Source organism: Longimonas sp., from assembly GCF_040409695.1.
Taxonomy (GTDB): Bacteria; Bacteroidota; Rhodothermia; order Rhodothermales; family Salinibacteraceae; genus Longimonas.
The window spans coordinates 1-14,328 of sequence record NZ_JARWGJ010000060.1; the positions used below are offsets into that span (position 1 = coordinate 1).

The following is a 14,328-nucleotide window of genomic DNA, read 5'->3' on the forward strand; positions in this document are numbered from 1 at the left end:
GCCTCAAAGGTGCGTTCCTACTCCGGTTTGCTTGTTCATGTCTTCGGACGGCTTACTGCTGCCGTGCTCATCCTCGCGCTCAACCCCTGATTCGCATTAGACGATACCTACAACTTTATTCGGTAGTGGGTAGATGCTAAGGATAAGGCTATCAGACACTGCAAGTTTGTCTTGTTCGAACCCATCCCCCTTTATCCCTTCGCTTCATCAGTCGCCCTACGGGCTCGTATTGTTTTCTCCCCCTTGTCCACGGGAGAGATATCCATAGGATTACACCTGCGGCGAAGTTCGGCAGACAGAGGAGGAGAGCCGGATCCGATAGTGTCAGCTACACGACAATCACTTACCATTGAACCGTTCCCCTCTATCCGTTATAGCGTCAAGATTGAGGGAATACCTCCTGTAGGCGAAAACTTACGCATCGCTGGCTTCGTGCACATACGCCTGTAGTGTAGACGCAAGGCTTTTTGCGATCACATACTGAAGCGCGCCGTGGTTCCACGTTCGACGCGTTTGCAGTGAGCAGCAGTAGATGGTGAACAACGTTGCCTTCTCTTGGCCTGTATGTGATGCTCCTGGTAGTACGCGCCGGCCTCAGAATGGCCCCAGCCGTGGACAAAGCGGCTGTACCTTTACTTGTTCGCTACTTCCCTATACCTTGCGTTATACCTTCGGATCCGAGCGCTTTGCAGACGGACTATACCTATGAATACACAAAGCTTCAAGACATTTAGCGCCAGACCGCGCGACATCGACCGCGACTGGCATATTGTAGACGCCGCCGACATGACGGTTGGGCGCCTGGCCTCACGTGTTGCCCACGTGCTGCGGGGCAAACACAAGCCTATCTACACGCCTCACATGGACACGGGTGACTTTGTGGTCATCGTGAACGCTGAGAAGGTGCGGTTTAGCGGCCAGAAAGAGACGCAGAAAACCTACCGCAGCTACAGCGGATATCCGGGAGGCGAGAAGGAACTGACGCCTGCCGAGGTGCGCGAAGACCATCCCAAGCGCATCATCACGATGGCTGTGAAAGGCATGCTCCCTAAGAACAAGCTGGGGCGCCGCATGCTTGAGAAGCTCAAAGTGCATGTGGGTCCCGATCATCCGCATCAGGCCCAGCAGCCCACCCCACTTGAGTGGTAACCGCGTCCTGTAGCGGCTGCTCCTGTGTGTGTTTACTTGTGCATTGTACCAACCCCAGTATCTTATGGCTTCTATCAAGCAATTTAACGCCGTGGGTCGACGCAAGACCTCCACGGCCCGTGTTTACTTACGACCAGGCGACGGCACTGCCTTCACCGTGAATGGCAAAGACGCGTCTGAGTACTTCCCCGTAGCATGGCGCCGCCGCGAGCTCGACCAGCCGTTTGTCGTTACCGACACGGTTGGGAAGTTCGACGTCGTCGTGAACGCTTCGGGCGGTGGACTGACCGGACAAGCCGAAGCGGCCCGTCTGGGCATTGCCCGCGCGCTCGTTGAGTTCGACGAAGAACTTCGCCCGGCGCTGCGCAGCGCCGGCTACCTGACGCGTGACGACCGCATGGTTGAGCGCAAAAAGTATGGTCAGCCAAAAGCACGCAAAAAGAGCCAGTACTCCAAGCGTTAATCACACGCAGGAGCCCTTCCTGGCTTATCATCAATCATACGGCCCGATGGTTCGTGGGTTGACGGCATACCTGTGCCTGTGCCTATGTGCACAGCAAGGTACACGCCGTTTCGCGTGCCAGACGACGGTCGTAGTCGTCTAAACCCGATTTCCTACACGCTTACATCAACGTTATGGCTACCCCCGACGAATCGCCCGAAACAACAGAGGCGCCGCAAGAAGCGCCTGAATCTGAAGAAACAAATGCTGCCGCGCAGGCTGAAGAGACGGCCGCTAACGAAGCAGCCTCTGATGACGCCGCTTCTGAAGAAGCGTCCTCTGAAGAAGCATCTTCCGAGGAAGCCGACGCCCAGGAGAAAGAGGTCCAAGAAGAAGAGGCCTCGGTTGCTGAAGCTGGCGAGCAGAAAGCTCCAGAGCACCGCGTTACGATCGAAGAGCTGCTCAAGGCCGGCTCGCACTTCGGACACCTGACCAGCCGGTGGAATCCGCGCATGAAGCCGTATATCTTCATGGAGCGGAATAACATCCACATTATCGATCTGATGCAGACGCAGGCGCTGCTCGACGAGGCCGCGGACGCCGCGCGCCGTTTTGCGAGCAAGGGGCGCAATATTCTGTTTGCGGGTACAAAGACGCAGGCCCAAGACATTGTGCGGGAGCATGCCGAGTCGGTTGGTATGCCGCATATGGTGAATCGTTGGCTGGGCGGTACCATGACGAACTTCCAGACCATCCGAAAGAGCATTTTCCGGATGGAAGAGATCGAGAAGATGGAGCGTGACGGTACGCTTGATAAGCTCAAGAAAAAAGAGAAGCTCATGCGCCTGCGCGAGCATGAGAAGCTCGAAAACGTGCTGGGCGGCATTCGCGACATGCCCGACACACCGGGTGCGCTCTTCATTGTTGACGTGAAGCGCGAAGACATTGCAGTCAAGGAAGCCGTTAAGCTCGGTATTCCGATCATCGCGATGGTCGATACCAACGGCGAGCCGTCAGACATCGACTACCCGATCCCCGCGAACGACGACGCACTGAGCTCGATTGAGCTCATTACGTCCACCATCACACAGGCCATTCAGGAAGGCCTCGACGAGCGCGAGATGAAGAGAAAAGCGAAATCCAAATAGAACGCTTCCTGATGCACCACGGGCCGAATCGTTTGAAAGCGACTCGGCCCGTTCTGCATCCCCGATCATCTGTACACAAGACGACTGATTTCCTCCGATTCTATGAGTATCTCTGCACAAGACGTAAAAGAGCTTCGCGATGCCACAGGTGTTGGCATGATGGACTGTAAGAAGGCCCTGGAAGAGGCCGACGGTGACTTCGATAAGGCCGTGGAGTTGCTTCGCAAAAAGGGACAGAAAGTGGCTGCTAAACGGGCCGACCGCGAAGCCGAAGAAGGCCTGGTTGTAACCTCGATTTCCGAGGATGCAAGCACAGGTGCCATTGTTGAAGTTAACTGTGAAACAGACTTTGTGGCCCGGAACGACGATTTTCAGTCGTTCGCCGACCGCGTTGCCGATATCGTGCTTAACGAACAGCCTGGCGACCTTGAGTCGCTGCATGCTCTCAGCTACAATGGCGAGCGGACCGTGAAAGAAGAACTGGTCCGCCTTACCGGACGAATCGGTGAGAAGCTTGCCATCCGTCGCTTCGATGTGCTTGAGACTGAAGAAGGCGACGTGGTATCGTACATCCACCCCGGATCGAAACTGGGCGTGCTTGTTGTGCTTACTGGAGAAGATGAGCAAGCACAGCTCGACGTGGCCATGCAGATTGCGGCGCTCAATCCCGTGGCTGTGTCGCGCGATGAGGTGCCCGAATCGGTACAAGAAAAAGAAAAAGAAATCGCTCGCGACGCTGCTATTAGCGAGGGTAAGCCCGAGCATATCATCGACAACATCGTGGAAGGGAAGCTGAACCGCTACTTCCAGGATAACGTGCTGCTCGAGCAGGACTTCGTGAAAGACGCCTCGACCTCGGTACAGGAAATGCTCGACGAGGCCGGCGTTGAGATCAAAACGTTCGTCCGATACGCACTGGGAAACTAACGCCCGATGCAGGCCCCTCGGAGTCCGACCGGGGGGCCTGCTGCTGGTTGCGCGAGCCACTGCGTCATGCCTTTCTCTCAACCCCTGAACACTTTCCGGTTTCCACTATGTCTACCGGCTCTTCGTACACGCGTGTCTTGCTGAAGCTGAGTGGTGAGGCGCTGCTTGGCACTGAGCGCGACTTCGGGATCGACGAAACGGTGATCCGTAACTACGCACAGGAGATAAAGAGCGCGGTAGACCTGGGCGCTGAAATCGCGATCGTCATCGGTGGGGGAAATATCTTTCGGGGCGTGCAGAACGCCATGAAGGGCATGACGCGGGCCCATGCTGACTATATGGGTATGCTGGCCACGATGATCAACGGCATGGCGCTCCAGGATGCGTTGGAGCAGGCCGGGCTACAAACCCGGCTGCAGTCCAGTATTAAGATGGAAGAGATAGCCGAGCCGTTTATCCGGCGCCGGGCCATCCGCCATCTCGAAAAGGGGCGCGTCGTGATCTTCGGGGCCGGCACAGGCAACCCCTACTTCACGACCGATACGGCTGCTGCGCTTCGCGGACTGGAGATCGACGCCGAGATGATTCTGAAGGGGACGCGCGTAAATGGCGTGTTCACCGCAGACCCTGAAAAAAACGACGATGCCAAACGCTTCGTGCGCATCCATGGCGATGAGATGATCCGCCGTAGCCTCCAGGTAATGGATATGACAGCACTCACGCTATGTCGCGAGTCCGCAATGCCCCTGCACATATTCGACATGGGGATGTCTGGTAATCTGAACCGCGTGCTACAGGGTGAAAACGTTGGAACACAGGTGCACTGGAACGAGGAAGCCGAAGCGCCTTACGTAGCAGAGGAGGCGTAGCACGCGTACATGCACTGCGGCCTCCCACACAAACAGTTTTTCCATAACGGGTTGATTTAGTTATGTCTGACGATCCCATCCAAGATAAGCTGGACAGTGCTGCCGACCAGATGCAGGAAACGGTCAAGTACCTGCGCAGTGAACTGAATACAATTCGGGCCGGGCGGGCGACCCCTGCGATGCTCGAAGGAGTGAAAGTCGACTACTACGGTAGCCAGACGCCGCTCAATCAGGTCGCTAGCGTAAGCGCGCCGCAGGCCGATCTGCTCGTTGTGCAGCCGTTCGATCGTAACGCAATCGACGACATTGAGCGGGGCATTATGATGGCGAACCTGGGATTGAACCCCTCGAACGACGGTTCAAATATCCGGATTCCCGTCCCCCCGCTTTCCGAAGAACGCCGCCGCGAGCTGGCTACGACTGCCCGTGAGCGTGCTGAAGAAGCCAAGATCTCCATCCGGAATATTCGCCGCGAAACAAAGGATGCGATCCAACGCACCGTAAAAAAAGAGAATCTCTCTGAGGATGTGCGCTACGGCGCTGAGGAGGAGCTGCAGGAGATTACGGACACTTACGTCGAACGCATTGATACGCTCACGGAACGGAAAGCAGATGAAATCATGGAAGTGTGAGTAACATAGGCGTATGCGTGCGCTTATCACAGATACTGTAATGGTTCTGTGGTAGCGCACTATGGCCAAGCAAAGGCGCCGCTGCGCACAGCAAGTTGCGTCGTACGCTATATCCAAAGAAAGAGCGCTTTGTGGAGCTGTAGCTGTGAGTTGCGCCACCGCGAAATACGTAACGTAACACGATTATACGGAGGGGTGCCCGAGCGGTCGAAGGGGCTCGCCTGGAAAGCGAGTGTACCGTTTACGCGGTACCGGGGGTTCGAATCCCTCCCTCTCCGCATCTATCACGACAAGAGCATAGACAGCCGGGCTGCTGCACACAAGCAGTCCGGCTTTTGCGTACTGTGAACAACCCCCGGCTATGCACGGGCCATTTTCTCCTCCACACAGATGGTTTCAGGGCGTTTATGATTCATAGCATGACCGGCTTTGGCCGTGGACAAGCCAGTGGGCCCGACGCAGCAGTTACCGTAGAAGTGCGCTCTGTAAACAAGCGTCACCTTGACGTATCGGTGCGGGGGCCGCGCGGGCTCAGCGAACATGAGCTGGCTATCAAGGAGGCTATCAAAGGACAATTTGACCGAGGGCAGTTCCGGGTCTCAGTCGACGTACGCGGTCAGTCGTCGTCTATCCTGCCCGTTGGTCCTGAGAAAGCCCGGTCCATTGCCGAAGCGCTACGTGCGCTGCGTGAGGCCGCAGACATTCAGGCACCCGTTACGCTCGACCATGTGCTCGATGTTGCACACCGTTTTCTTGACGATCCGAAAGAATCTGCAGCGCCGGCAATCTCTGATGAGGTCTGGGCCGACGTGCAGGCGGCGCTGCGGGACGCGCTCGGCCGTCTCGGGGCTATGCGTGCCGATGAAGGCGCTGCCCTTCATGAGGACATGACCGAGCGCCTTGATGCGCTTGCATCGCTATTAGAAACAGTTGAGGAGCGCGCACCGGTACGGGTCGACGAAGCGCAGTCGCTTCTGCGCGCACGGCTGAGCGACCTCATGAACGATGATCGCCTCGACCGGGATCGCCTCGCCACCGAAATCGCTGTGCTGGCAGACAAACTCGACGTACACGAAGAGTGCGTGCGCCTGCAGTCGCACATTCGGCAGTTTCGAGAAGCACTTAACGATGACGAGCCAGCCGGGCGGCGGCTCAAGTTCATCATGCAAGAGATGCTGCGTGAGGTGAACACCATCGGCGCCAAGGCCAACGATGCCACTATTTCGGAGCATGCCGTTCAGATGAAAGAGATCATCGAACAGCTACGCGAGCAGATTCGCAACGTAGAGTAGCTCCCGCATCCCCCAACGCTAACACTGCCCTGCACTGTATGTCGAAACGTGCCATTATCGTGCTCACCGCCCCGAGCGGAGCCGGAAAAACGACGATCGCACACCGCGTACTTCAAGCACACGACACACTACGCTTTTCGGTGTCGGCCACCACGCGCGAGGCTCGTCCAAACGAGACAGATGGCGAAGACTACCACTTCATGTCGGCTGCTGCTTTTCAGAATCAGATCGAAGCCGGAAAGCTGCTGGAGTACGAAGAAGTCTATCCCGGTCAGTTCTACGGTACGTTAAAGCAAGAAGTCGACCGTTCCTCGCCCGACGCCCCTGTTCTGCTCGACATCGACGTGCGCGGTGCGGCAAATGTCAAAGAGATCTACGGGAGTGAAGCCCTCGTCATTTTCATTGCACCCCCCTCGTTCGAGGTCCTTAAGCAGCGCCTTACCGGACGGGGTACCGAAGACGACGCATCCGTGCAGAGCCGCCTGCAGCGGGCGCGCATGGAGATGACACGCTCCGATGACTTCGATGCAATTGTTGTAAACGACGACCTCGATGTAGCGGTCGAAGAAACTTTAGCGCATATCAACCGGTTTCTTTCAAGCTAAAGCACAGGGCGCATGCACAACGGCTATATATTCGTTTGTCAGCGTTAAAGCCCTGTGGTCTCTGTGTACTGTCTCCTTTGGTTCTCACGACCCCTATGGCTATCGAAACTGTCGACATCGACGAACTGGCTTCGCGCACCGGTAACATCTACGAAGCGGTGGCAATCATGGCAAAACGAGCCCGCCAGATCTCGTCGGACCAGCGGGCAGAGCTCGACGAGAAACTGCAATACTTCGAAGGGTTCGGACCCGAGATGGAGGATGCACGCATGCAGGAAGAGCAGGAAGAGATCTCCGTTGAGTACGAGCTCAAGCCCGAGCCGACCGAGATGGCGATCGATGACTTCCTGAGTGATAAGCTCTACTTCCGTAAGCCGGAGTAACAACACTCGTAACAACACGTGCCTGTCTCCCTTTCCCGTTCACGCACGGCCAGCTCGCGCTATGTCTTCTCTCGCTCAACTCGATGGACGGCACATTGTCCTGGGCGTGACGGGCAGCATTGCTGCGTATAAGGCGGCCTCGCTGGTGCGTCTGTACAAAAAAGCCGGTGCAGAAGTGCGCGTGCTCATGACAAAGAGCGCGGAGCAGTTCATTCCAGCGCTTACACTGGGCACGCTCGCTGACCATACCGTGCATTCGGAGATCTTTCCGGAGCACGATTCCGACAGCTGGACGGCCCACGTTTCGCTTGGGCTCTGGGCCGATCTCTTCGTGATTGCCCCGGCCACAGCGCAAACCGTTGCCAAGCTGGCGCATGGCTTCAGCGACAACATGCTCACTGCGACTGCACTGTCGGCACGTTGTCCCATTCTTGTATGCCCGGCCATGGATCTGGATATGTACCAGCATCCGGCCACGCAGGCTAATTTCGAGCGCCTCCGCTCGTTTGGATATGAGGTGATGCCAGCTGATTACGGAGCGTTGGCCAGTGGGCTGGAAGGGCAGGGGCGTCTGCCCGAGCCTGAAGCTATTGCGGCGCGTACAGCGGCCCGCATCAGCGAAGTCGACAGCGAAGTCGACAGCGAAGTCAACGCTGATACGTCCGCGCAAAGCGCGCTGAGTCGGGAAGAAGGCGACGGTGCACCGTCGGGAACGACGGGACCGTTCTACGGAAAGCATGTGCTGGTAACGGCAGGGCCCACCGAAGAGCCAATCGACCCGGTGCGCATGCTTACGAATCCATCAACCGGAACCATGGGGTTTGCCCTCGCTGAAGCGGTCGCTGCGCAAGGAGCCACCGTCACCCTCGTAAGCGGCCCCACCCATCTCGATACCCCTTCTGGCGTAACCCGCGTCGATGTGCGTACGGCTGCAGCGATGAACGAAGCCGTGCAGGCGCGTCGCAACACGGCCGACGTAGTGTTCATGGCTGCCGCGGTTGCTGACTACACGCCTGCGCATCCGTCAGATAGCAAGAAGAAAAAGACGGAAGGGACGCAGACGCTTACGTTAAAGCGCACGCCCGACATCCTTAAAACGCTGGGCGAGCACAAGCGCGACGGCCAAGTGCTTGTAGGATTTGCGCTCGAAACAGACGACGCGCGTGCTAACGCACAAGACAAGCGCACCCGAAAAAATCTTGATTGGATCGTGCTGAATAAAGCCACCGACCCGGGTAGCGGGTTCGGCACGGGAACCAACGCCTGCACGCTCTTCGGTCCCAACGGATACGAATCGCAGATTGCCACAGCCCCGAAGCGCGACGTTGCTGTATCTATTGTAGCGCAGGTTGCTCGCCACACCCCCGCGCTTCAACCCGCTCCTACGTCATGACTCCCGATGCTCTTCAGACGTTGCGTGAGGCCCTGCGGCACGAACGCAGGCTCTTTGGCCGCTTCGTCCCTCTCCCCGACGCACCCGATGCCGCTATGCCCAACTACGACCTGTTCGGAAACGCTGTTGACCCGGCCGAAGACCCCTCGCGTCCGCCCTCCGAACGCATTACCGCCCTGATCCCCGACACGCCGCCGTACGACGAGTTGGCCGCGCTCGATACGCTTAGCGAAGTCGAAGCCTTCGCCGCCAACCAGATGCTCATCGAACTGGATGAGACACGCGAAAACCCTGTTTTTGGGGTGGGCGACCCCGAGGCCAACCTTGTTGTTATCGGCGAAGCCCCCGGGCGTGACGAAGACAAGGAAGGAGAGCCGTTTGTCGGGCGCTCCGGGCAGCTTCTCGACAAGATTCTGGAAGCGATTAACTTTTCGCGGCAAGACATCTACATCACGAACATCTTGAAGAGCCGTCCGCCCCGCAATCGCGATCCAGAGGCAGAAGAGGTGGAGGCACACATCCCTATTCTGTACAAGCAGATTGCCCTCATCCAGCCCAAGATCATGCTGTGCGTTGGGAAAGTTGCGGCAAACACGCTGCTCGACCGTCGCTCCTCGCTGTCGTCGCTGCGTGGAGACGAGCACGATTTCTACGGGATTCCTGTGATGGCCACGTACCACCCGGCGGCACTGCTGCGCAATCCAAACTGGAAGCGCCCGACCTGGGAGGACGTGCAGCTGCTTCGAACACGCTACGACGAACTCACGTCGTAAGCAGCCACTGCCTACAGCAGTTTGCTTCATCGCAGGCGTGCATGCCGAAGTGCGCGTGCAAAAGCACGAACGCAAAAGCGCGAACGCAAAAGCGCGAACGCACAGGTATGAACTTACACGCTTGGCTTCTCGTTTGGTCACTGCTCGTTTCTGTTCTTGCGGATGCGGTATGCTCCGCCCTAACGTGGCGTACATGCCGCGCATAGCCTACGTTGCATCAGCCTATGGCCCCCTCCTCCGACAACCCACGCTTCAACATCGACCCCGACGATTCGGGACAGCCCTCGTATCCCCTTGACAAGATGCGTGGCCGCGACCGGGCACGCAGCCGTTCACAGGCCGATGAGGTGCATAAAAAGTCGGGACGCGTACCTCCACAAGCGACCGACGTCGAAAAGTCGGTGCTCGGTGCTATGATGCTTGAGCGCGAGGCCATTCCCAAAGCCATCCAGGTAATCTCAGCCGATGCGTTCTACAGCGGTAAACATGAGAAAATCTACCAGGCCATCGAGAGTCTGTTTGAGCGCGGTAACCCGGTTGACCTGGTAACGCTTACGAACGAGCTTAAGCGCAACGGAAAGCTTGAAGAGGTGGGGGGAAGCTACTACCTCTCTGAGCTCACCACGGAGGTGGCCTCGGCGGCCAACGTGGAATACCATGCACGGATCATCGCGGAGAAGTCGCTTCTGCGCAAGATGATCGAGACGATGACGACCGTCGTGGGCGAGGCCTATGAGCCTGGCGCCGATGCCTTTGAGCTGCTTGACGAAGCGGAGAGCAAAATCTTCCAGATCTCAGACAACCAGCTACGTAAGGCCGCCTCGCCGATCAACGAGGTTGTGAAAGACACACTGGAGCAACTGGAGTCCATCCATGGGCAGGAAGGTGGGATTACGGGCGTGCCCAGCGGCTTCCGCAAGCTCGACGACCTGACCAGCGGCTGGCAGCCGTCGGATCTGATTATTATCGCGGCCAGGCCCTCCATGGGGAAAACTGCGTTCTCGCTGGCCTGCGGACTCAATGCAGCGACGCATCCGGAGCGACCAGCCAGCGTGGCGATCTTCTCGCTGGAGATGGGAGCGAAGCAGCTGGCACAGCGGCTGCTTACCTCTGAGGCCCGCGTAGATGCACAGCGTGCCCGTACCGGACGCATGAAAGACGAGGACTGGCAGAACCTGGCGCGCGCTGCCGGAAAGCTCTCCGATGCCAGCCTCTTTATTGACGACACACCCGGACTGAGCGTGCTTGAGCTACGGGCCAAGTGTCGTCGGCTGAAAGCAGAGCACGACCTTAATATGGTCATCGTCGACTATCTACAGCTGATGCAGGCGTCTGCCTCGAAGCGAACCCAGAACCGCGAGCAAGAGATTGCACACATCTCGCGTTCGCTGAAAGGGCTGGCTAAAGAGCTCGACGTGCCCGTGCTGGCGCTCTCGCAGCTCAACCGTGGCGTAGAAAATCGCGGCGGCGACAAGCGCCCCCAGCTGTCCGACTTGAGAGAATCGGGGAGTATTGAGCAAGATGCTGACGTTGTTGCTTTCATCTACCGGGCAGAGCGCTACGGCATCACCGTCGACGATCAGGGCAACTCCACCGAGGGGCTTGCCGAGATCATCATCGGAAAGCAGCGTAACGGCCCGATTGGCACGGTTGAACTGGCATTTGTAGATCGCTACGCCCGATTCGAGAATCTCACGACCCGTTACAGCGATGACGACGGTTTCAGCGATGGTGGAGGCGACAGCCTGCCGCCCTTCGACGGAGGCGGCGGGGCTGCCATTCCAGAACCTCCACCCGGCGACGACGCTCCTTTCTAACCGTCTCGCAGCACATGGCGGCTCAGGTGCGTGCGTTGTGGTACTACGTGCCTGCAGAGTCTGCATCTGCGTGCTGAACGGCAAGCAAACACTTCTCAGCAAAGTAGCTCGGACGTGCCGCAGCGTCATGAAGCAGCGTGTGCAGCGAAGTCTGTTGGATGCGGACGTGGCTGTCGTGGCGCTGAAGGGCAGCAATCTCATCCGACAGGTCGCCGCCTTTTAGCGTGATAAGTCCGGGGGCCCACTCGGAGTCCTCGGGTTCAGATGGCAGTTCAGACACCGCACGCGTGTGCCACTGCCACAGATCAGCCAGCGGAGCAGTAGCGCGCGAGACCGAGTAGTGGGCGGTATCCGGCCAGTTTTCGGCGCGTCCGGCCCAGGCAAACAAATTCTTGAGACCCAGCCGCCGGGCCATGCTGCGCACCGCTTGCATCTTCTTACCGACCGAATCAACCGCGATCACCTCCACCTCTGGATAGGCAATGGCCAACGGAATGGCCGGAAGGCCGCCGCCGCTGCCCCAGTCTACGATGCGCGCCCCCGTGGGAAAGTCACGTACTCGCAGCGCCAGCGTGTGCAGAATATGCCGCTCGGTGATGGCATCGATTGTATCGGGCGAGATGAGGTTTAGCGTTTTGTTGTAGCGGCGCAGCAACTGTTCATACGATCGCAGTTGCTCGTGTTGCGCCTCAGTGAGCCCGTCGTACGGATCAAAGGTCTCGGTCGGCTCGATGACGTTATATGAAGGCAGGGGCATGGGTCATGAACGAAAGGAAAGTAAACAGGAGGAGCCCATGCCATACGACCCACGACGACACAACCGCCAGTCGATGCGGTTGCCCGATTACGATTACGCGCAACCCGGGGCGTATTTCGTGACGATATGCACCGCCGACCGTGCCCACCTGTTCGGGCATATTTCGGAGGGCGTGATGCGTTGCAACGACATCGGCCAAATTGTCGAGGACGAATGGAAACGCACCCCGGAGGTCCGTTCCAACGTCAAATTGGATGCGTATGTGGTCATGCCAAATCATGTGCACGGCATTGTCGTGATTACACACCGGATGGTCCCCAGAGGCGAATCGCAATTCGCCCCTGGGGAACGAAAATTTGAATCACCGTCACATACCGTGGGGGCCATCGTCCGTGGATTTAAGGGGGCCGCCACGCGACGCATCAACGTGCATCGGGGCACGCCGGGCCAATCGGTCTGGCAACGCAATTATCATGTGCGAATCATACGGGCGCAACGGGCTCTCTATCGCATCCGCCGGTACATCAAAAACAATCCGGCTCAATGGCCTCGCGACCGGAACCGGGGAGGGTACGTTACGCCCCCACCGCCACATCGTCGGGTATGCCGTCGCCTGAAGACAGGGTGCGTTCTTTGGGCAGCGGTTCAATGCCCTGTTGCTTCAAAAGCACCATCAGTACCGAGATGTCGGAGGCACGTACGCCGCTCACGCGCGAGGCCTGGCCGAGATTGGTGGGCTCGACCTTGCTTAGCTTCTCGCGCGCCTCAATCGAAATCGTATCGAGCGCGTGGTAGTCGAAATCATCCGGGATGGGCCAGCGCTCCTTCTCCTCCATCTCTTCGACCATCTGCTGCTGCCGGTCGAGGTAGCCCTCGTACTTCAGGTTGATCTCTACAAGACGAGGCGCGCTTAGCATTCCGGGCGCTTCCGTGACAAGCTCGTCCCACAGCCCTGCATGGCGAATCATAGCCTCCGTATCCACCTGTGGACGCTTACAGATCTGAAGGATAGGCCCGGCCTGGTCGATGGGCGTGGTACCGACCGACTTGAGGTAGTCGTTCACCTGTTCGGGCTGTACGCTTGTGGATTCGAGCGCCCGGCGCGTTTCGCTGATAGCGCGCTCCTTGGCCTGCATGCGCTCGTAGCGTTCTTGCGATGCAAGCCCCAGATGGTAGCCTATTTCAGTGAGGCGCTGGTCGGCGTTGTCCTGACGCAGCAAGATGCGGTGCTCGGCGCGCGAGGTAAACATGCGGTACGGCTCGTCGGTGCCTTTGGCGACGAGGTCGTCGATGAGCACGCCGATGTACGCCTCCGACCGTTTCAGCACGATCGGGTCGTGGCCGTTCAGCGTATGTACGGCGTTGATGCCGGCCATAAGTCCTTGCGCGGCAGCCTCTTCGTATCCGGTGGTGCCGTTGATCTGCCCGGCAAAGAAGAGCCCGTCGACGTATTTCGTTTCGAGGCTGTACTGGATCTGGTAGGGCGGGAAGAAGTCGTACTCGATCGCGTAGCCCGGACGCAGCATGTGGGCGTTCTCCATGCCGGGAATGGTGCGTAGCGCTTTGAACTGCACCTCTTCGGGCAGGCTTGTTGAGAAGCCGTTCACGTACACCTCGTGCGTATTGTAGCCCTCCGGCTCGATAAATATCTGGTGACTGCTCTTCTCGGCAAAGCGGTCGATCTTGTCTTCGATCGACGGACAGTAGCGCGGCCCTTTCGCCTCGATGCGTCCGGTGAACATGGGGCTGCGGTCGAAGCCCGTACGCAAGAGGTCGTGCGTGTTGGGGGTGGTTTCGGTGAGCCAGCAGCTCAGCTGCTCGTCGACAGAAGGCAGCGCATCTGTCATAAACGAGAACGCGGTAGCATCTGGATCGCCGGGCTGCTCCTGCATCATGCTGTAGTCGAGCGTGCGGCCATCGACGCGGGGCGGCGTACCGGTCTTGAGGCGTCCGCTCTCGAAGCCAAGCTCATGCAGGCTGCCCGTGATGCCCTGCGACGCGCCCTCGCCCATGCGTCCGCCACCGAAGTTGGTTTCGCCCACGTGAATCACACCGTTGGCGAAGGTGCCGGTCGTTAGCACTACGCGGGGAGCGTAGAAGGTTTTGCCGAGGCTGGTGGTAACGCCCTCAATGCGTGAGCC

At 58.3% G+C, this 14,328-nt stretch carries 15 protein-coding genes and 1 tRNA gene; 13 read left to right on the forward strand and 3 right to left on the reverse strand.

Annotated features, from left to right (window positions below; all coding sequences use genetic code 11):
- Nucleotides 1-705: 705 nt before the first annotated feature.
- The 13 genes from rplM to dnaB all read left to right on the forward strand — a co-directional run bounded on the left by rplM (nt 706) and on the right by dnaB (nt 11,430).
- The gene (rplM, locus tag PPP56_RS03420) at nt 706-1,149 is read left to right on the forward strand and encodes a 50S ribosomal protein L13 (RefSeq protein ID WP_353562635.1); all 444 of its coding nucleotides are present in this window, start codon (nt 706-708) and stop codon (nt 1,147-1,149) included.
- 64 nt (nt 1,150-1,213) lie between these two features.
- Nucleotides 1,214-1,612 carry a 30S ribosomal protein S9 gene (gene rpsI / locus PPP56_RS03425; RefSeq protein ID WP_353562636.1) on the forward strand — a complete coding sequence of 133 codons (399 nt, stop codon included), beginning with the start codon at nt 1,214-1,216 and terminating at the stop codon, nt 1,610-1,612.
- A gap of 173 nt (nt 1,613-1,785) precedes the next feature.
- Nucleotides 1,786-2,739 carry a 30S ribosomal protein S2 gene (gene rpsB / locus PPP56_RS03430; protein ID WP_353562637.1) on the forward strand — a complete coding sequence of 318 codons (954 nt, stop codon included), beginning with the start codon at nt 1,786-1,788 and terminating at the stop codon, nt 2,737-2,739.
- Nucleotides 2,740-2,841: 102 nt separating this feature from the next.
- Nucleotides 2,842-3,666, forward strand: coding sequence for a translation elongation factor Ts (gene tsf / locus PPP56_RS03435; RefSeq protein ID WP_353562638.1), 825 nt, complete (start codon nt 2,842-2,844; stop codon nt 3,664-3,666).
- Nucleotides 3,667-3,773: 107 nt separating this feature from the next.
- Nucleotides 3,774-4,535, forward strand: coding sequence for a UMP kinase (gene pyrH / locus PPP56_RS03440; protein WP_353562639.1), 762 nt, complete (start codon nt 3,774-3,776; stop codon nt 4,533-4,535).
- A 62-nt stretch (nt 4,536-4,597) separates the two neighbouring features.
- Entirely contained in the window at nt 4,598-5,167 is a 570-nt protein-coding gene (gene frr / locus PPP56_RS03445) for a ribosome recycling factor (protein ID WP_353562640.1), read from the forward strand.
- 189 nt (nt 5,168-5,356) lie between these two features.
- Nucleotides 5,357-5,445, forward strand: a tRNA-Ser gene (locus PPP56_RS03450).
- Between the two features lie 141 nt (nt 5,446-5,586).
- Nucleotides 5,587-6,459 (forward strand): YicC/YloC family endoribonuclease, encoded by an 873-nt coding sequence (locus PPP56_RS03455; RefSeq protein ID WP_353562641.1) that lies wholly within the window; start codon nt 5,587-5,589, stop codon nt 6,457-6,459.
- A 38-nt stretch (nt 6,460-6,497) separates the two neighbouring features.
- Nucleotides 6,498-7,064 carry a guanylate kinase gene (gmk, locus tag PPP56_RS03460; protein ID WP_353562642.1) on the forward strand — a complete coding sequence of 189 codons (567 nt, stop codon included), beginning with the start codon at nt 6,498-6,500 and terminating at the stop codon, nt 7,062-7,064.
- A gap of 95 nt (nt 7,065-7,159) precedes the next feature.
- The gene (locus tag PPP56_RS03465) at nt 7,160-7,447 is read left to right on the forward strand and encodes a DNA-directed RNA polymerase subunit omega (RefSeq protein WP_353562643.1); all 288 of its coding nucleotides are present in this window, start codon (nt 7,160-7,162) and stop codon (nt 7,445-7,447) included.
- A gap of 61 nt (nt 7,448-7,508) precedes the next feature.
- Nucleotides 7,509-8,840, forward strand: a complete 1,332-nt coding sequence (locus PPP56_RS03470) for a bifunctional phosphopantothenoylcysteine decarboxylase/phosphopantothenate synthase (RefSeq protein ID WP_353562644.1) — start codon at nt 7,509-7,511, stop codon at nt 8,838-8,840.
- Nucleotides 8,837-9,613, forward strand: a complete 777-nt coding sequence (locus PPP56_RS03475; RefSeq protein ID WP_353562645.1) for a uracil-DNA glycosylase — start codon at nt 8,837-8,839, stop codon at nt 9,611-9,613. The genes PPP56_RS03470 and PPP56_RS03475 overlap by 4 nt, the downstream gene beginning before the upstream one ends.
- 224 nt (nt 9,614-9,837) lie before the next feature.
- Nucleotides 9,838-11,430, forward strand: a complete 1,593-nt coding sequence (gene dnaB, locus PPP56_RS03480; protein WP_353562646.1) for a replicative DNA helicase — start codon at nt 9,838-9,840, stop codon at nt 11,428-11,430.
- Nucleotides 11,431-11,473: 43 nt separating this feature from the next.
- On the opposite strand, the gene PPP56_RS03485 is transcribed toward dnaB, so the two are convergent.
- The 3 genes from PPP56_RS03485 to mnmG all read right to left on the reverse strand — a co-directional run.
- Nucleotides 11,474-12,187 (reverse strand): 16S rRNA (guanine(527)-N(7))-methyltransferase RsmG, encoded by a 714-nt coding sequence (locus PPP56_RS03485; RefSeq protein WP_353562647.1) that lies wholly within the window; start codon nt 12,185-12,187, stop codon nt 11,474-11,476.
- Nucleotides 12,168-12,467 carry a hypothetical protein gene (locus tag PPP56_RS03490; RefSeq protein WP_353562648.1) on the reverse strand — a complete coding sequence of 100 codons (300 nt, stop codon included), beginning with the start codon at nt 12,465-12,467 and terminating at the stop codon, nt 12,168-12,170. The genes PPP56_RS03485 and PPP56_RS03490 overlap by 20 nt, the downstream gene beginning before the upstream one ends.
- A gap of 295 nt (nt 12,468-12,762) precedes the next feature.
- Nucleotides 12,763-14,328: tRNA uridine-5-carboxymethylaminomethyl(34) synthesis enzyme MnmG (gene mnmG / locus PPP56_RS03500; protein WP_353562649.1), on the reverse strand; the 1,566-nt coding region annotated here is incomplete at its 5' end.